Source organism: Streptomyces sp. Y309 (assembly GCF_056712025.1).
The window spans coordinates 739,248-757,545 of record NZ_CM160048.1 but is presented as its reverse complement, the minus strand read 5'-3'; the positions used below and the strand labels follow the sequence as shown (position 1 = coordinate 757,545).

The 18,298-nt window shown below is 71.5% G+C and carries 12 protein-coding genes and 1 pseudogene; all 13 read right to left on the bottom strand.

Annotation, left to right across the window (positions count from 1 at the left end; translation table 11 throughout):
* Positions 1 to 648, bottom strand: coding sequence for a PIG-L deacetylase family protein (locus AC0KTA_RS02570; RefSeq protein ID WP_481053423.1), 648 nt, complete (start codon positions 646 to 648; stop codon positions 1 to 3).
* The gene (locus AC0KTA_RS02565; RefSeq protein ID WP_481056288.1) at positions 645 to 1,442 is read right to left on the bottom strand and encodes a glycosyltransferase family protein; all 798 of its coding nucleotides are present in this window, start codon (positions 1,440 to 1,442) and stop codon (positions 645 to 647) included. The genes AC0KTA_RS02570 and AC0KTA_RS02565 overlap by 4 nt, the downstream gene beginning before the upstream one ends.
* Before the next feature lie 11 nt (positions 1,443 to 1,453).
* Positions 1,454 to 2,716 carry a class I SAM-dependent methyltransferase gene (locus AC0KTA_RS02560; protein WP_481053422.1) on the bottom strand — a complete coding sequence of 421 codons (1,263 nt, stop codon included), beginning with the start codon at positions 2,714 to 2,716 and terminating at the stop codon, positions 1,454 to 1,456.
* Positions 2,713 to 3,924, bottom strand: a complete 1,212-nt coding sequence (locus AC0KTA_RS02555) for a glycosyltransferase (protein WP_481056287.1) — start codon at positions 3,922 to 3,924, stop codon at positions 2,713 to 2,715. The genes AC0KTA_RS02560 and AC0KTA_RS02555 overlap by 4 nt, the downstream gene beginning before the upstream one ends.
* Before the next feature lie 11 nt (positions 3,925 to 3,935).
* On the bottom strand, positions 3,936 to 5,165 hold the full coding sequence (locus AC0KTA_RS02550; RefSeq protein WP_481053421.1) for an O-antigen ligase domain-containing protein: 1,230 nt from the start codon (positions 5,163 to 5,165) through the stop codon (positions 3,936 to 3,938).
* A gap of 1 nt (position 5,166) precedes the next feature.
* Complete coding sequence (locus AC0KTA_RS02545) at positions 5,167 to 6,693, bottom strand: right-handed parallel beta-helix repeat-containing protein (RefSeq protein WP_481053420.1); 1,527 nt, start codon at positions 6,691 to 6,693, stop codon at positions 5,167 to 5,169.
* Positions 6,694 to 6,701: 8 nt separating this feature from the next.
* On the bottom strand, positions 6,702 to 8,696 hold the full coding sequence (locus AC0KTA_RS02540; protein WP_481053419.1) for an alginate lyase family protein: 1,995 nt from the start codon (positions 8,694 to 8,696) through the stop codon (positions 6,702 to 6,704).
* The gene (locus AC0KTA_RS02535; protein ID WP_481053418.1) at positions 8,693 to 10,864 is read right to left on the bottom strand and encodes a bi-domain-containing oxidoreductase; all 2,172 of its coding nucleotides are present in this window, start codon (positions 10,862 to 10,864) and stop codon (positions 8,693 to 8,695) included. Before AC0KTA_RS02535 ends, AC0KTA_RS02540 begins: the two co-directional genes overlap by 4 nt.
* Positions 10,861 to 12,777: an asparagine synthase (glutamine-hydrolyzing) gene (gene asnB, locus AC0KTA_RS02530; RefSeq protein WP_481053417.1), complete on the bottom strand. Its 1,917-nt coding sequence runs from the start codon at positions 12,775 to 12,777 to the stop codon at positions 10,861 to 10,863. The genes AC0KTA_RS02535 and asnB overlap by 4 nt, the downstream gene beginning before the upstream one ends.
* Before the next feature lie 3 nt (positions 12,778 to 12,780).
* Positions 12,781 to 14,298, bottom strand: coding sequence for a Wzz/FepE/Etk N-terminal domain-containing protein (locus AC0KTA_RS02525; RefSeq protein WP_481053416.1), 1,518 nt, complete (start codon positions 14,296 to 14,298; stop codon positions 12,781 to 12,783).
* Entirely contained in the window at positions 14,295 to 15,701 is a 1,407-nt protein-coding gene (locus AC0KTA_RS02520) for a Wzz/FepE/Etk N-terminal domain-containing protein (RefSeq protein ID WP_481053415.1), read from the bottom strand. The genes AC0KTA_RS02525 and AC0KTA_RS02520 overlap by 4 nt, the downstream gene beginning before the upstream one ends.
* A pseudogene (locus AC0KTA_RS02515) lies at positions 15,698 to 17,007 on the bottom strand (glycosyltransferase family 4 protein). Before AC0KTA_RS02515 ends, AC0KTA_RS02520 begins: the two are co-directional and overlap by 4 nt.
* The gene (locus AC0KTA_RS02510) at positions 16,964 to 18,289 is read right to left on the bottom strand and encodes a nucleotide sugar dehydrogenase (protein WP_481053414.1); all 1,326 of its coding nucleotides are present in this window, start codon (positions 18,287 to 18,289) and stop codon (positions 16,964 to 16,966) included. The pseudogene AC0KTA_RS02515 and the gene AC0KTA_RS02510 overlap by 44 nt, the downstream one beginning before the upstream one ends.
* Positions 18,290 to 18,298: the final 9 nt, after the last annotated feature.

Genomic DNA, 18,298 nt, shown 5'->3' with positions numbered 1-18,298 from the left:
TCATCCCCCCAGATTGAGCGTGAGTTTGGTGGCGGCGAACGCCTCGGCGTAGCGCGCGTGGCATTCGATGCCGCGGATCCGGGCGAGGCCGAGGAAGGCCTCGCGGTCGTACCAGGGCCGGTGCCGTTGCGAGGGGTAGTGCTCCTGCAGCAGCCGCACCTTCTGTTCGGCGATCTCCGGCGACAGCGGCTGGTACGCCGCTGGACGGCCGAGATCGCCGTCCCACTTGACGATCTCGTAGCCGAGTACGAGGTGGTCGCGGAACGCGGTGGTGACCAGCTTCGCCAGGCCGCGGTGGTCCTGGTGCGCGTCCTCGGCGCGCGGTGCAAGGACCAGATCCGGCTCTGTCCGCGCACGCAGCTCCTCGATTGCGGCCTTGGCCTCCTCCCACTGCGCAGGCAGTCGGCCGTCCGCCAACTTGAGTACGGTGAGCCGCAGTTCGGCGCCCGGGCAGAAGGCGGCGAGCGCGGCCTGCTCCTCCTGCTCCCGCTCGCTGCCACCGCCGGAGAGCACCAGCGCGTCGACGCCGATGCCGGGCCGCGCGTGACACACCGTCAGCAGGGTGCCGCCTGCACCGATGGCGATGTCGTCGCAGTGCGCGCCCACCGCGACGATCCGGTCCAGCCGCCCGGACTTGAGCTTGATCACGCGGTCCTCGCTTTGGCGCCGTCCCGTTCCCACACGGCCCACGGACGCTCGCCCCGCGCGTAGGCGGCGTCGAGCGCGGCCCGCTCTTTCACGGTGTCGGTCGGCTTCCAGAAGCCGCGGTGCTGGTGGGCCAACAACCGGCCGCGCTTGGCCAGTTGGGCGCATCCGTCGGCGACCAGGTCCCCGTTCTCCGGGATGTGGTCGAAGACCTCCTGGCGGAGCACGAAATAGCCGCCGTTCTCCCACAGCGGCAGTTCGCTCACCGCGGTGATGCCGCCCACCAGGCCGTCCTCGCCCAGGTCCACGCAGTGGAACGAGGACTGCGGGGGCACCACCATCATCGACGCACCGGCGTCGCGCACGGCGAACCGGTCGATCATCTCCGGCAGCGGCGCGTCGGTGAGGACGTCGGCGTAGTTGGCGAGGAACATCTCGTCGCCGTCCAGGTGGTGCCGCACCCGGCGCAGCCGCTCCCCGATCGGTGACTCGATGCCGGTCTGCGCGAACGTGATCGTCCAGTCGGCGATGTCGGTGGAGAGGAGCTCGGTCCGCCCGCCCCGCAGCACGAAGTCGTTGGACACCGTCTCCTCGTAGTTGAGGAAGAAGTCCTTGATGTGGTGGGCCCCGTACCCGAGGCACAGGATGAACTCCGTGTGCCCGAAGTGCGCGTAGTAGCGCATGACATGCCAGATCAGCGGCCGCGGGCCGACCATCGCCATCGGCTTCGGTATGTCGTCGGAGGTTCCGCTGCGCATGCGCAGCCCGTAACCGCCGCAGAACAGCACGACCTTCATACTGTGCCCTTTCAAGACGCGACCTCGACAATGCTCAATTCCGGGATGGGAAAGACGAGCCGGCCGCCCCAGTCGTGTACGAAGGCCAGCTGCTCGACCAGCTCGGCCCGCAGGTTCCACGGGAGGACGAGGACGTAGTCCGGCCGGTCGGCGGCTATCTGCTCGGGCGGCAGGACCGGGATGCGGGTGCCCGGGGTGAACCTGCCGTGCTTGTAGGGGTTGCGGTCGACCGTGTACGGGAGCAGGTCGGGCCGGATGCCGCAGTGGTTGAGCAGGGTGTTGCCCTTGCCCGGGGCGCCGTAGCCGACGACCGTCTCGCCGCGCTCGGCCGCCTCGACGAGGAACCGCAGCAGGTCCCGGCGCACCTTCGCCACCCGGGCGGAGAACTCGGTGTACCCGGACAGCTCCTGCAGCCCGGCCGCCTTCTCCCGGGCAAGGACGTCGGCCACCCGGCCGCTCGGCTCGCCCGCCACCTCGGCCGGCCGGGCCCACAGCCGGATGGAGCCGCCGTGCGTGGGCAGCAACTCGACGTCCACGAGCGCGAGTCCGCCGCTCGCGAGCGCCCGGCTCGCGGACGCGACCGTGTAGTACTGGAAGTGCTCGTGGTAGATCGTGTCGTACTGGTTCTCCTCGATCAGGGTCAGCAGGTGCTGCACCTCGATGGACACCCAGCCGTCGTCGGCGACCAGGGCACGCAGCCCCCGGGTGAACCCGACCACGTCGGGGATGTGCGCGTACACGTTGTTGGCCACGACCAGGTCCGCCGGGCCGTGTTCGGCGCGGACGGCCGAGCCGGTGGCCGAGTCCAGGAACTCCGTGAGCGTGGGCACACCCGCGTCCCGCGCCGCCGCGCCGACGTTCACCGACGGCTCGATGCCGAGGCAGCGGATCCCCCGGTCCGCCACGTGCCGCAGCAGATAACCGTCGTTGCTCGCGACCTCGACCACGAAGGCGCTGGAGCCGTCGGAGCTGTCGGCGCCGTCGGAGCCGAGATCCAGCCGCTGTACGGCGTCGGCCACGAAGGCGCGCGCGTGCTCCACCCAGGAGGTCGAGTACGAGGAGAAGTACGCGTACTGCGTGAACGTCTCCTCCGGCGTGATCAGCGGAGGAATCTGCGCGAGCCAGCAGTCGGTGCAGACCCGCAGGTGCAGCGGGTACGCGGGCTCCGGCTCGTCCAGTTGGTCCGCGGCGAGAAAGCTCTCGCAGGGTGGTGTCGCCCCCAGATCGACGACGCTTGCCAGCGCCGCCGAGCCGCAGAGTCGGCATCCAGTCATTTACTGCCCCCCAATAATTCCGTCCGACCCGCGATCGCGGTGCGGTACCCCTCCACCAGGCGCTCAAGGCCGACGGCCGGGCTGAATCTCTGCTCGTAACGGCGCCGGGCCGCCTGGCCCATCTCCCGGTTGCGGGACGGCTCGGCCGTGATCCGGCGCAGGCAGGACGCGAGCGAGGCGGCCTCGCCCGGCCGGTGAAGCAGCCCGGTCACCCCGTCCTCGACGAGTTCGACGAAGGCTCCGTGACCGGCGGCGACGGCCGGGACCCCCGCCGCCATCGCCTCCACGACCACCAGGCCGAACGTCTCCAGCCACGTCGAGGGAGTCACCACGGCGACCGACCGCGCGACGGCCTCCCGGCACTGGGCCTGGTCGTACAGGCCGACGTACCGCACGTCGTCCCGGCCCGCCGCCCAGGCGGTCACCTCCCGCTCCAGCGGCCCCGCGCCCGCGACCACGAGCGGCACGCCCACACCGCCGTCCGCCGCGAGCTCGTCCCACGCGGCCATGAGCAGCCGTACGCCCTTGGCCTCCGCGAGCCGGCCGAGATAGAGCAGCTGCTCACCGGCGCCCGAACGGCAAGTGCCGGGCTCCGGAACGAAGTTGTGCTTCACCGCAAGGCGTTCGGCCGGCATACCGGCCCGCACCAGGACGTCGCGCTGCGCCGCGGAGATGCAGAAGAACCGTTCCACGCCGGACCACCACCGCCGCCGGTTGACCGACAGGCTGACCGCGAGGGGCACGGTCGCAAGGCGGGAGTTCCGGTAGCAGCCGTGCCGGACGGCGGGCAGCGGCACCGCAGAGCCGACGCACTCGGTGCACGGCCGACCGTCCCGTTGCAGGGTGCCGGGCGGGCAGACCTGGCTGTAGTTGTGCAGTGTGGCGACGGCGGGCACGCCGGCGTCGGCGCAGGCGGCAAGGACCGCCGGCGACAGGAGCGGGAAGACGTTGTGGACGTGCACCACGTCAGGGCGTGAGGTGCGAAGCCGGGCGGCGAGCTCCGTACGGACCGCCCGGTTCCACGGCACGAGCAGCGGCACCGCGGCCTTGCCGAGCAGGGACCGGGCGCCGATGTCGTCGCTGCGCCGCTCGAACACCTCGACCCGGTGGCCGGCCGCGCGCAGCAGCTCCACCTCTTGGTCGACGACCATGTTCTCCCCGCTCGGCTGCGCCGAGGAGTAGCGGTTGTGCGCCACGAGAACGTGCAAGCCGTGCATGCTCAGGTCACCTCCCGATCCCGGGCCCAGCGCGGGACATGTCGTTGACGGACTGCGGGCGTCGAGAGGGGCGTGGCCGCGGCAGGTGCCGCGAGGAGCGAGGCGGCCACGGCCAGATGCAGCAGATACGGCGAGGCGTCGCCAAGACCGGCTTCGGTGTACGACGCGATCGCGCAGTAGCTGATCAGGAAGATCGCGCAGGCCCTCGACAGCGACGGTGGCCGCAGCAACGCGACGCCGGCGAGGACGATGATGACCGTCGCGACGATGGCGACGCCGGTCAGGCCCTGTTCGTGGTAGACGGCCAGCCAGCTGTTGTCGATCGGAAGGCCGCCGAACGACTTGTCGCCCAGGCCCACGCCGAACACCTTCTCCATGGTCGTCCGGGGCGCGGCAAGGAGGGCGTCCCAGACCTTTTCCCGACCGGTGAGGCTGGTCAAGTACTCCTGGCTCTGGCCGCGCAGGAACCACGCCCGCAGCGCGGAGGCGAACCCCACCGCGGCCACCGCGGCGCACAGCACCGCCCAGGCGAAGAACCGGCGCGCGGCCGCGCTGGTCAGGACGAGCGAGCCGATCGCCAGCACCAACCCGATGAGCAGGCCGAGCGTGGCCGTCCGCGTATGGGTCAGCACCAGCAGCACGAGTGACGGCACGATGACGACCGCCGCGCTGACACTGTCGGTCCGGCGGCCCAGTACGAGCAGCACGGTGAGCCCGATGATCACCGCGGCGTACTGTCCGATCTGCGGCGGGGTGAGCGGCCACAACGCGCCGACCAGGCGCCCGCCGTAGAGCTCGGGCATGGCCGCGCCCGGTGAGACGACCAGTCCGGCGGCCACCGACCCGAGGACCGCGAAGTACATTCGGATGTGGTGCCGGACGAACGTCACGCCGCCGTCCCACCAGCGGCTGAGCAGCCACAGCGTGCCGACGAAGAGAGCCAGGCGGGCGCAGCGGAACAGCGCGCCGAACCCGGACTCCAGTTGCAGGCTGGAGATCACGCTCGGCACAAGCAGCAGGGTGAGCAGGAACACGAAGGCGCCGGCTCGGATGCGCAGCCGGAGATTGAGCGCGAGCGCCAGCGCGAACGCGGCGACCAGCGCGCCCATGGTGACGATCTGGATGAGGGAGCGGGGCAGCGGGACGATGGTCTTCGCTCCGGTGGAGCCGAGCGTGTTGAGGACCAGCAATCCCCAGACGACCCCGACGGTCTTCGGTGTGTCCCCGCCCATCTCAACCACCGGCCTGTGGGCCGAAGGTGCTGCCCGCGTCCTGCTCGTACGGGCTGCCCTGCCACTGCCCGGAGTCGAGCACCCGGCTCGGGTCGTGGGCCACGAACTTCCATGGCCCGAGGTAGACGTTGTCGTGCCAGCGGTTGTGCTGTTTGTGGGTGATGGCCTCGGCCACCCGCTCGCCCTGGTAGGGCGACCAGTCGGGGTAGGTGCCGTAGTTGGCGAGCACCGCCATGCGGTCGCACTTCGTCGTGCACTCGACGACGGACGTGTCAAGGACGAAGCGGTTGTCGTGGATGTCCACCCGCTGGGTCTTCCACCGGCAGTCGGCGTAGAGCGGTGCTTTGGTGATCGCAGGCCGCGCGCAGCGGTCGGTCTTCTTCACCAGTAACGTGCAGTCGCCGGAGGAGGTGTTGGCCGGGCTGTTGCAGAACCGGTCGGCGTTTTCCCAGAGGGTGATCCCGGACCAGTTGTTCTCAAGGACGTTCCGGTAGATCTCGATCTTGTCCGTGCGGGCTCGGATGCGTGGTTCGCCGCCGGACTCGGACAGGTAGACGGTCGCGAACGGGAAGCTGTCGCCGCGGTCGGCCGCCTTGCGGCCCTCGACCCAGTTGTTCCGCCGGATCGTGTTCTTCCGGATGACCGCGTTGTAGCTGGTCTCGTAGATCAGCGCGGCGCCGTCGTTGGCTTCGAGCACGTTGTTCTCGATGCGGAAGTCGTTGTTGTTGGTGTCCGCCCACAACCCCGTTCCGCGGTTGTCGTGCACCCAATTGCCGCGTACGTCGGCGCCGTCGACGGCCCAGAACTTGATGCCTCCGGTGCAGCCGCAGCCCTTCCGCTTCCGCTCCCAGTCGTCGGTGTTGTTGCCCACGATCTCGTTGCCCTCGACCACCAGGCCGGTGAGGCGCCCGGAGGCCTTGTACGCGTTCATGCCGTACTGGCCGTTGCCGCGCAGGCAGTTGGCGCGGACCCGCTGGCGGGCACCGGCCATCAGCCCGGCACCGGAGTTGTCCTTGATCGTCGCGTGCTCGATCACCCACCCGTCGGCCGAGTCATGGTTGACCACGCCCTCGTCCGGGGGCGCGACGAAGCGCCGCACGGTCAGGTGGCGGATGGTGACGTCGCGGGCGGTGCCGCCGAACGCGTACTGGTTGGTCTTCCGGCCGTCGAGCACCGCGCCCGGCGCGCCGAGGTAGCGGTTCCCCTTCTTGGGGATGACCTGGGCGTAGCGGTCCGGGTCGAGCCTGTGCTTGCCCGGCCGAAGCCAGAACGTGGTGTTCGGGGGGCTGCTCTTGGTCTTCGCGGTCAGGTCACCGGTCACCGCGGGGTCGACCGTCACCGCGCCCGCCGGTGCCTTCGCGGGACCGGCCGCGGGCTTGGCGCACACCCGGGCGACGGGCGTGGACGGGGCGGTGGTCGGCTCCGCCCGGTCGTTGCCCGGCGTGCTGCTCTCACAGCCGGTCGCCGCCAGCAGCGCCAGCGCCAGCGGTGCCACCGCCCACGCCCAGTGCCCCCTCTTGATCCCCACGCGCCCCCCTAGCCGCGGAACCTGAGTACGGTGATGAACCCCTGGTCGCCGTCGGCGAAGCCGGTGCCGACCAGCATGGTGGTGGGTTCCTTGCGCCCGAAGCCGGGGGAGTACCAGCCCAGCGGCGGGTCGGTCTCGCCGCGATGCGCCCGCCAGGACAGCTGCCCGGGCAGGTCGAGCACCGCGGAGCGGTCCTCGCCGTCCCGGGTCCAGGTGAGCACGGCCCGGTTCCCCACCAAGTACGCGGCGATCGCGGGGCCGAGGTGGAACGCCAGGCGCGCGGCCCGGCGCGCGCCGTGTTGGCCGTGGACCTCGTCGACCACCCTCAACTCCTGGCTCGCGCCGCTCAGTTCCACCCTGCGGCGGTGTACGGAGCGCCGGTAGCCGTCGTGCTCGGCGCACCAGCGGGCCACACCCGCGCCGGATGGGTCCGCTGTGTCCGCTGTGTCCGTGACCAGGACGCGGCTCTTGGCATGCCGGGTCCACAGGAACGGGCCGCCGGAGACGGACTGGTCACCGCCGTCCAGCTGCAGGGTGTTGTGGCCGAGGGTCGACCGGAAGTACTGCCGCCACTCGGGCTGCCCGTGGTAGCAGTACGTCCCCGGGTCGGCGAGCACGTCGACCCCGTCGTGCCGGACCTCCACGGACAGCGCGTCCGCGTGGGCATGCGCGGCGATGGACAGGAACCCGTGCGGGCCACCGTCGCAGCGGCACCAGATCTCCCCCCTCTCTCCCGGACCGCGCAGGATGGTCATGCCCGCGTCCGCGAAGTGGGCCGGTCGGCTTGCCGGGCGGGTCACGGCCGGTGCGGTTTCCTCTTCCGCGTACGGCCGGATGAGTGCGGCGAGGAGCGGGGTGCGTACGTCGGTGCCGGTCACCGTCGGCCACCAGGCGAGCCGGCCGAACAGGGCGTCCCCGGTGGCGAGGAGCGAGGCCCAGCGGTCGGTGCCGCCGCCGTCCAGGACCAGGCCGTGCCCGTCGTCCGCGTCCCCCTGGCGCGGCGGCCGTAACCGGCTGTCCACGACGGCCGCGAGCGCGTCGGTCATCCGCAGCAGCACAAGGCGGATCGACGCGGGGACCGGCACGCCGGCGGCATCCGCCTCGGCCACCGCGGCCAGGCCGAGCTCGAGGACAAGTCCGTGATACTCGGTGGCCAGTTCGCGGTTGAGGCCGGAGTCGAAGGTGTTGCCGCGCAGCTGCCGCTCCAGCGACCGCAGCGCGGCGTCCCGCCAGCGCGCCGAGGCGGGGAACCACCCGAACGCGCAGGCCGCGGCGAACTGCCCGGCGGCCTCGGCGATGACGTGGTTGTTCGCCGAAGATCCTCGGCTGGGGAAGGCGGCCAGCCAGCGCTGGTGGTGCCAGATCTGGTTCAGCGCCACCGGGTTGCTCTCGAAGAGACCGGCCGCGCCCGGCCAGCCGTCGAGCAGCCGGCGGATCCACACCCAGGAAAGCAGCCGGATGCCCAGCTCGATGCCGCTGATCCAGTGCACTCCGCGCAGCGGCGCGTTGGCCGCCCACCACGACCGCAGGTGCTCGGCGACCCGCTCGGCGTACCGCTCGTTCCCGGTGATCGCGTAGGCGGCGGCGAGCACGGTGAGGTACTGATGCCGGGACAGCTCCCAGATCTGCTTGATGTCCCCGACCGCGTCCTCGTTCCGGTACGGCACGTCGAAGGCATAGCCCCACGGAGCCCGGCGCCCGGTCTTCGGGTCGCACCACCAGTCCGGGTCGACCAGGTCGTCGCGGACCACCCCGAAATACTCGACGTGCCCGGCCAGCAGCCGGTCCGCCTCCGCGATGAGACGCTTCGCGGCGTCCGGCGGCACCGTGGCGATCGTCCCGGCGGGCAGTACCGCGGTGAAGCGGGCGCCGGTCACGCTCGGGCAGTCGGGGCGCGCCGACCGCCACCGCCGCCTGCGCACCGCGTCGCCCGCCCGGCCGCCGATCTCCCGCGGTCTCATCCGGGAAAGCCGCCGCAGGTACCAGCTCGCGCTCATGGTCATCGCGCCCTCGCCAACGTCACCGGCGCGCCGCCGGCCAGGCCTGCCTGCACGGCGAGGGTGGCCGCCGTGGTGGCGACAAGGGACGACAGCGGGACCGGCATCGGCCCGCCGGTCCGCACGGCCTTGATGAACGCGGCCAGCTCGGCGTTCTGGCCCTTGTCCCGGGCCTTGGGCAGCCGCGAACTGACCCACCGCTTGTGCCCGTACACCGAGGCACGGGCGAAGTCGTCGAGCCGCAGCACCTTGCCGTCCGCGATGAGGTCCAGCGTCTCCTTGGGGAAGCCGGCCGCGCCGGTGGTGACGTAGCTGATGGTGGCGGTGGACCCGTCCGGGTAGCGCAGCACGACCTGCAGGTCCTCGTTGCCGGGCGTGGCGGTCGCGTACACCGAGACCGGGTCGGCCGCGAGCAGCCAGCTCGCCGTGTCGATGAAGTGCCCGCCCTCGCCCGCGAACCGCGAGCCCTCGGTGCCTTGCCGCAGGTACCAGCTGCCGTGATCGAGGCGACCCGCGTTGACCAGGTAGCGCAGGCTCGCCGGACCGGTCCGGGCGCCGAACCGCTTCCTGGCCTCCTGCAGCAGCGGCGCGAACCGGCGGTTGAAGCCCACCTGCAGCCGGTCGTTGCCGGACTCCTCCACCGCCGCGAGCACGCCTGCCAGGTCGTCCTCGGAGAGGGCCATGGGCTTCTCCACGAACACGGTCTTGCCTGCGAGGAGTGCCTTTCGGGTCAGTTCTGCGTGCGAGCTGTGCCGGGTGACCACGAACACCGCGTCGATGGACTTGTCGCCCAGCACGGCGTCCAGGTCGGTGGTCGCCTCGGCGAAGCCGAACTTCCGCTTCGCGTTGGCCGCGGACAGCGCCGTCGTGGTGACGACCGTGGACAACTCGACGCCGTCGCGCTGTGCCAGGTGGGGCAGCAGCATCGACGTCGCGTAGTTTCCCGCGCCGACGAACGCGAGGCGCACCGGAGTCGTGGCAGCCTGGGCCGGACTGCGCCGCACGTGCACGGCGGGCACGGCCACCGCCGGGGCCCCCGCTTCCCTCGCGTGTTCGGGGTACCGGAACAGCACGGCCACGGCCTTCAAGTCGCCGTCCTTGAGGCGTTGGTACGTCTCGACGGCGTCGTCGAAGTCGGCGATGTGGGAGACCAGGGGCTGCACGTCGACGCGGCCGCGGGCGAGGAGATCGAGGAAGCACGCCAGGTTGCGGCGCTCGGTCCAGCGCACGTAGCCGATCGGATAGTCCCGTCCCTCGAGCTCGTACGCGGGGTCGTAGCGCCCGGGGCCGTACGAGCGGGAGAACCGGACGTCGAGCTCTTTCTCGTAGTACGCGTTCCACGGCAGGTCCAGGCGGCACTTGCCGATGTCGACGACCCGGCCGCGGTCCCGGCTCAACCGGGCGGCCAGCTCGACCGGTTGATTGCTGCCGCCGCCGGCGGCCAGGTACACCTGGTCCACGCCGTGACCGCCGGTGAGCTCGGCGACGGCGGCTTCCACTGCCGCGGACGCCGGATCGCCGCAGGCCGCCGCGCCCAGACGCTCGGCCAGCTCGCAGCGCACCGGGTCGGGATCGACCCCGACGACGCGGACCCCCGAGGCGGCAAGCAACTGCACCACCAGCTGCCCGACAAGCCCGAGGCCGATGACCAGGGCCACGTCGCCGAGCTGTGGTTCGCCGCGGCGGACGCCCTGCATCGCGATCGACCCGACGGTGCCGAAGGCCGCGTGCCGCGGCGCGAGGCCGTCCGGCACCCGGGCGTAGAGATTCTTCGGCACCCAGTTCAGCTCGGCATGCAACGCGTGTTCATTGCCGGCGCAGGCGACGAGGTCACCGACCGCCACATCGTCGATCCCGCTGCCGACCTGCTCGACCACCCCGCACAGCGAATAGCCCAACGGCGTATAGGAGTCGAGCTTGTTGACCACCTTGCGGTAGGTGGCGGGCAATCCGTTGGTGGCCACGCTCTGCATGACCTTGGCCACCTGGTCCGGCCGGGAGCGGGCCTTGCCCACCATCGACAGGCCGGCCTCGAACACCTTCATGAGCTCGGTCCCGGTGGAGATCAGCGAGTACGCGGTCCGCACCAGCACACCGCCCGGCTTGCACCCCGGCGCCGGCACGTCGAGCAGCGCCAACTCGCCGCTCTTGTAGTTCTGCACTACCTGTTTCACCCAAGCTCCTCAGAAGTCGCGCCGCGATACCAGTACTCGAGGGTCAGCACATGCCACAGATGCTTGGAGAAGTCCCGCTGCCCGGCGGCGTCCTCGGCGACCATCCGCGCCAGCGCGTCGCGGCGCAGGAATCCGTCACGTACGAGCACGCCGTCGTGCACCACCTCGCGCACCAGCGGTGCCAGATCGCGGCTCATCCAGGCCCGCAGCGGGGCGCTGAACAGGCCCTTGGGCCGGTACACGATCTCCCGCGGCAGGATGGAGGAGGCCGCCTCCTTGAGAACGGCCTTGCCCTGCCGTCCGACGATCTTGCGATCGCCGGGCACGGCGAACGCCGCCTCGACCACCTCGACGTCCACGTACGGCACCCGCACCTCGGTCGACGCGGCCATGCTCGACCTGTCCGTGTACGCGAGGTTCAGACCCGGCAGGAACATCCGGGCGTCGCCCAGGCACATGCGGTTGACGAAGTCGTCGAGGTCGTTGTCCTCGTAGATGTCCGCATGCTCGGTGAGCACGTCGTCGACCGTCCCGGCCAAGTCCGGGTTGATCAAGGCGAGCAGCTCGTCCTGGTCGTACATGGTGTAGCTGCGCCGGAACGCGGTCTCCTCCGGCAGCTCGGCGAAGGACAGGAACCGTTTCGCGAAGCGCACCGACCGGTAACCGCGGCGGGCCGTGGCGACCGGCAGCCGGCCCACGGCCGCGGACACACCGCGCCGCAGCGGTCGCGGAACGCGCTGGTAGCGCAGGGCAAGGAGGTTGGCCAGGTGCTTGCGGTAGCCGGCGAACAGCTCGTCGGCGCCCATCCCTGAGAGCATCACCTTGACCCCGGCCTCCCGGGCGGCCGAGCAGATCAGGTACGTGTTGATCGCGGCGGGGTCGCCGATCGGCTCGTCCAGGTGGTACGTCATCTGCGGCAGCAGGTCGAGCACGTTCGGAGCGATCTCGATCTCCCGCAGGTCGACGCCGAACCGCTCGGCGACCTGCCGGGCGTAGCGCAGGTCGTCCGGCATCGCCTCGAACTTGGCGTCCTCGGCGCGGAATCCGATCGTGTAAGCGGAGATTCCGGGCCGGTCGCGGGCCGCGAGGGCGGTCAGGTAGCTGGAGTCGAGACCGCCGGAGAGGAACGTCGCCACGGGTACGTCGGAGAGCAGGTGCTGCCGGGTCGACTCCTCGACGATGGCGGCCAGGTCCGGCTGCTCGCCGGAGCGGGCCCGCTCCCGGCCCTCGGCGGCGACGTCCTTCAGGTGCCAGTACCGGCCCCGCTCCACCCGGCCGTCGGGCCGGAACTTCATCCAGCTCCCCGGCGGCAGCTTCTCCGCTTCGCGGAACGCGCACCGCGAGTCCGGCACCCAGTAGTACAGCAGTGAGGCCACAAGGGCCGCGTGGTCCACCTCCAGCGTCCCGCCGGTCACGGCGGCGAGCGCCTTGAGCTCGGAGGCGAACATCAGGCCCGCACCGCGCCGGAGCAGGAACAGCGGCTTGATGCCCAACTGGTCGCGGGCGAGCACCAGTTCACCGGTGCGCTCGTCGAAGATCCCGAACGCGAACATGCCGCGCAGCCGGGGCAGACAGTCCGTGCCCCAGCGCCGCCAGGCCTGCAGCAGCACCTCGGTGTCGGAGGTACCGCGGAAGCGCACCCCTGCGGTCGCCAACTCGGCACGCAGTTGGGGCGCGTTGTACAGCTCGCCGTTGTACGTGAGGGCGAGGCCGTCCGAGACCATCGGCTGGGCGCCGGTCTCGGACAGGTCGATGATGGCCAACCGGCGGTGCCCGAGGTGCACTTCGCCGTCACCGGCGGCGTGGTTGTACCGGCCCGCCCCGTCCGGGCCGCGGTGGGCGAGGACATCGGTGAGCCGGTCGGTCACGACCTTCCCGTCCGGCCATCGGTACGTGCCTGCGATGCCACACATGATCTACCGCACCTCCTGGTCGCTGTACGGGACCCGTGCGGCCGGCATCGACGGCCGTTCCGTCCGCGGCCGGCCCGTCCCGTTCTGCCGGGCCGCCCGCTCATGAGGGCCGCGCGGCGCGGTGTGCGGCCCGTCCCACAGCGTGCCGTCGGTCCTGTCCCGCGGATCGGGGTCGATCAGCACCACACCGATCACCGGAATGCGCTGGTCCGAGAGCTGCCGTGCCACGGTGTGCAGCCATGCGGCGCTGCCGTGCCCGGCGCGCACGACGAGCACGGCCTGGCTGCCGAGGTACTGGAGGTCGGTCCACGCCGTGCCGGGCGCGACCGAGCCGACGCCGAGGCGGCGCGCCTGATGCGGGGCGCCCGCGGCGTGCTCGCCGCTGACCACGGCCGGATCTCCTGGCTGCCGGCGGCTGTTGGCGAGCTCCGGTCCTGGCAGACCGTCGACGATGACCACCGGCCCGTCCGCCGCCAGTGCCCTGGCGACGTTCAGGGCGAGCACGCTCGTGCCGCGCGCACAGCCCAGTTCGAGGAGCGACACCGGTTCCGCGGAGCCGCGCACGGTGCGGGCCAGGGTCGCGGTGAGTCGTTCGCGTGCCACCCGGGTCCGTCGGCGCTGCCAGGGCCCGGCCGGCCGGCGCAGCTCCGCGATGACCGAGGCGCCCAGGTTCGCCGCGATGTCCCGGCGCAGCACGGGGCGGTCCGCCACCACCGTGCCGACCGCGGCCAGCGCGAGGCCGAGGACGAGGCCGAGGACGAGCCCGATCGCGGCGTTCGTGGCGGCGGCCTTGGGCAGGGAGTGCCGCACCGCGCGCGGGGCGTCCACGATCTGCGTGCCGGCGACGACCTTGGGCGTGCCGACGCGCGCCTCCTCGGCGCGCCGGCCGAAATCGGCGATCCGCGACGTGAGCTCGGCCCGGCGGGCGAAGAGCGACTCGATGCTCGCCGACGCCTTCGGGTCGCTCTCCGGCGATCGGTCCCCGATCGCCTTGTTGACCTTGGCGAGCTCGTCCCGCATGCGGTCACGCTGGTCGAGGAGGGACGTGGCCTCGGCCTTCGCGGCCTCCCGCATCCGCCGCACATGGTCCGCGACGAATGCGTCGGCCAGCGCCTTGGCCCGGGCCACCGCCTCCGCGTCGCTGTCGCCTGTCACATCGATCTGCAGCAGGTTGTTGGTCAGGCCGGTGCCCCGGTAGTCCTTCATGAAGTCTTCCGGTTTTTCCGGGGACTTGAGGGCCTGCAGGGCCTTGCCGGCGATCCGCGTGGTGCCGAGGAGCTCGACGTCGGTGCGGATCAGCGTGCCGGTGTCGTTCGGCTGGTCCTCCTGATGCGCGACAAGGACCTTGGTCACCGCGGTCGGCGGCGGCGGCCGCAGGACCGCCACCGCCGCGCCGACCAGGAGCCCGAGCAGCGCCAGGGAGCACCAGAGGCGGCGGCGTCTGCGCACCGCCACCACCAGCGTCCGCAGGTCGAGGAGCGGAGCGGCTGCCGACGGCTCCGGCGTCGTGCTCGTCGTCACGCTGAACCTCCCGTCGCGTGGCCGCGCGTCGCGAGCGCCGGGGTGGCGTTCTCGGGAGGACGGCCGGCAGTCCGCGCCGGACGGGCCCGGACCGTGTCGGCGACGACGATGCCGACGACCTCATGTCCTGCGTCCGCACACGCCTCGGCGATGCCGACGAGCTCCCCTGCGGTCCAGCTGCCCGCGCTGAGTACGACCAGGGCACCGGACTCGGTGTCGCGGTCCGGCACCAGCGGCTGGGACACCGGAACGTCCACCACCCGCAGCATGGGGTCTCCCCTGCTCGAACGCAGTTGAGAGCTTGGAGACGGATCGCTCGCGGCCTCGGCGACGAGCTGCCCGGCGGCCCGGCGGGCGATCTCGTCGCCGTCCGGTACGACAACAAGGAGGCGCCGCGGGGCCGGCAGCTGGTTGCGGAGGCGAGCGCACACCCGTCGGTAGCGGATCCGCCTGCTCGCCTCGTCGCCGGACCTCCGCGGCGTCGGTATGTCCCACCGGGTGTCGATGCTGAGCAGTCGGCGGATCCAGGCCCGCGCGCCACGGCTTTTGGGCCGGTGCGCGGGCCGTTCATCAGGTACGTCGACGGTGCCGAGGAGCACCGAGCCAAGCGCCGCGGCGATCTCCGGTTCGGTGTGCAGTCGCCGATTCACCCGTGCGGCGGCGAGATGGCCGACGACCGCGAGCAGGAAGAACAGCAGCGCCCCGGCGACGACGAGCTGCATCCTCGTCGGCGGCGCCTCGCCGGTCGGCCGGGCCGCGGGACCCATGACGACCATGCCGGCCTTGCTGGTCGCCTGGTCGGCGTCGTCCAGCTTCTTCATGGCCTCCTGCAGCGTGGTACGCAGCTTCTCGAGCTCGGTGCGGGCCTGCACGCTCTCCACGGTCCGCCCCGGATCGGCCGCGTCGGCGAGGTCGGAGATGCGGCGGTTGGTCTCCACCACTTTCTGCCGCAGTGCCTCGGGCTCCGTGGCCGCTTCGGAGTCGGTGTTGTCACCTGCGAGCCGCGCCGTGAAGGTGACGAATTCCTTGGCCACCTGGTCGGAGAGCCGCTGCGCACCCTCCGGGGTGTCGTCCGTACCCGAGATCTTGATGATGTTCCCGTCTGCGGCCCTGGCGCTCACTCGGTCCCGCAGCCCGGTGCCGCTGCCCCCGGGCCGGCCGAGTGCGGCGGCCGCGCGGTCGACCACCGCCGAACTGGTCGCGATCTCCGCCTGAGTCAGCAGTTCGCGCTCCTCCCACTGCCCCGGAAGGAGGACCGATGCCGACGTCGTGTACCGCGGCGGAAACAGCACTGAGGCGCCGTAGCCGACGAGCGCGCCCACCACGGCGAGGGTGGCGAGAAGCCGTCGGCGCCGGCGGAGAATCCGCCCGATCGTGACCAGGCGTATCGTGTCATCGCTCAACGGCGCTGCCTCCTCCTCGCCCGGACCGGGACGCCCGCCGCACCGGAGCGCGGTCACGGCAGGCAGCGGCGTAGGCGGCGAGCAGCGAAGCCTGCGAGTTCCGCCAGGAAAGCTGCCCGCCGATCCGCTCCTGGCCGACCTTGCCCATCCGGGCCCGCTCCGCCGGATCGTCGAGGAGCAGCGCGATGAGCCCGGCGAACTCGGCCTCGTCGTCGGCGGGCGCGTAGACGGCGGCGTCACCGGCGGAGACGCGCGCCTCCTTCAGGTCGAAGGAGACGATCGGCCGGCCCATCACCATGTACTCCAGGACCTTGTTCATGGTCGACACGTCGTTGAGCGGATTGCGCGGGTCGGGGGAGAGGCACACGTCCGCGGTGGACAGGTAGCGCACCAGGTCGGCGTCCGGAATGCGCCCGGTGAACTGCACCTGCCCGTCGAGTCCGAGCCGCCGGGACAGCTCGACCATCGCGTCGAAGGCGTCGCCGGCCCCGACGAACACCGCGTGCCAGTCGGTCCGCCCGAGTTCGTCGCGCAGTTTCGCGAGGGCCCGCAAGGCGTAGTCGACGCCGTCCTGCGGTCCCATGACGCCGAGGTAGCACAGCAGATGAGGCTTGCCGCGCTTCAACTCCGGCTCGGGCGGCACCGGGTGGAACCGGTCGATGTCGGGCGCGCTGCGCACCACGAAGACGTCCGCGGGGCGCCGACCGCCACGGCGCACCGCGACGTCCCGGTAGCTCTCGTTCGTGGCGAGCACGACGTCCGCGGCCCGGTACGTCAGCCGTTCAAGGGCGCACACGGCGCGGTAGAGCAGATCCTCGCCGCGGTCGAACCGGGAGAGGTACAGCTCGGGCACCAGGTCGTGCTGGTCGAAGACGAACCGCGCGCCGCGCCGCTTCAGCCACAGGGCCGGCAGGAACAGCAGGTCGGGCGGGTTGCAGGCGTGCACCACGTCGACCGGGCCGACCTTCCGGGCAAGGCGGGCCGTGTGCCACAACGCCGATCCGTACTCCCGCAGATAGCCGGCCGGACCTCCGGTGGCCGCGCGCAACGGATAGCGGTGGATCCGCACCCCGTCGATCTCCGCCTCCGGCTCCGTGTCCCGCTTCTCCCCCCGGGGACAGATGACGTGCACCGTCCAGCCCGCGTCGCGCAACGTCGTGCACTCCTGCCACACCCGCCGGTCGAAGGGCACCGACAGGTTCTCTACGAGGATCAGCGCGCGCCGGCCTCGCCGGTCGCCGCTGTCTGCGTCACCCATTGCGTCACCAAGCAAGGCCCACGTACCCCGGTTCGGTCCGACGCGCATCGGCGTCGGGAAGGTGGATGAGGTCGACGATCACTGGTCCGTCGCCATGGGGCAGCGCCGACAGGACGGCCGGATCCCTGGTCCCGACCAGGCACACCTCGGAGTGCTCGAGTACCTCGTCGACGGAATCCGCGAGCAGCAGCGCGAGGTGCGGAAGCCGGGTCTCGATGTACTCGCGATTCGCGCCGATCAGCCGGGAGAGGCTCACGTTGGCGTCGTAGATCTTCAGGTCGTACCCCTTGCCGAAGAGCCGCTCCGCCAGTTCGACGAGCGGGCTCTCGCGGAGGTCGTCGGTGCCGGGTTTGAAGGAAAGACCGAACAGGCCCGCCCGGCGCTTGCCGGTGCGCTCGACCAGCTCCACCGCCCGCTGCAGATGGTCGGAGTTGGAGGGCAGCACGTGGGAGAGGATGGGCACCGAGACGTCGGCCCGCCGCGCCGCGTGGACCAGGCTGCGCAGGTCCTTGGGCAGGCAGGAGCCACCGAAGGCGAAGCCGGGCCGCAGATAGGCGGGGCTGATGTTCAGCTTGCGGTCGGCCAGGAACACGTCCATCACCTGGTGCGAGTCCACGCCCAGCGCCTGGCACACCGCGCCCAGTTCGTTCGCGAAGCCGATCTTGAGGCCGTGGAACGCGTTGTCCGCGTACTTGATCGCCTCGGCCGTCGGGACCGGCACCCGGAACACCTCGCCGGGCAAGCCGCCGTACAGCGCCGCCACCGCGTCGCCGCTCGCCGGGTCGAGCTCGCCGATGACGGTCTTGGGCGGATCGAAGAAGTCCCGCACGCTCGTGCCCTCGCGCAGGAACTCCGGGTTGACCGCGACCCCGAAGTCCACCCCGGCCGTGCCGCCGGCGGACTTCTCCAGGATCGGCACCAGCAGGTTCAGGCAGGTGCCCGGGAGCATGGTGCTGCGGAACACGACGGTGTGCCGCTGCTGCGGCCCGCCCCGCTCGGCCAGCGCGGCGCCGATCTGCTCGGTGACCCGCTCCAAGTACGTCGTGCACAGGCTGCCGTTGGGCTCCGACGGCGTGCCCACGCAGACCAGCGACACCTCGCTGCCCATGATCGCCTCGCGGACGTCGCCGGTGGCGCGTAACGCTCCGGTCCGTACGACCTCGGCGATGAGCTCGCCGATCCGCTCCTCGACCACCGGTGCCTTGCCGTCGTTGACCAGGTCGACCTTCACCTGGTTCACGTCCACCCCGATGACCTCGTGCCCCTGGCCGGCCAGGCAGGCGGCCGACACGCAGCCCACATAGCCGAGCCCCAAGACGCTGACCCTCATGACGCGTTC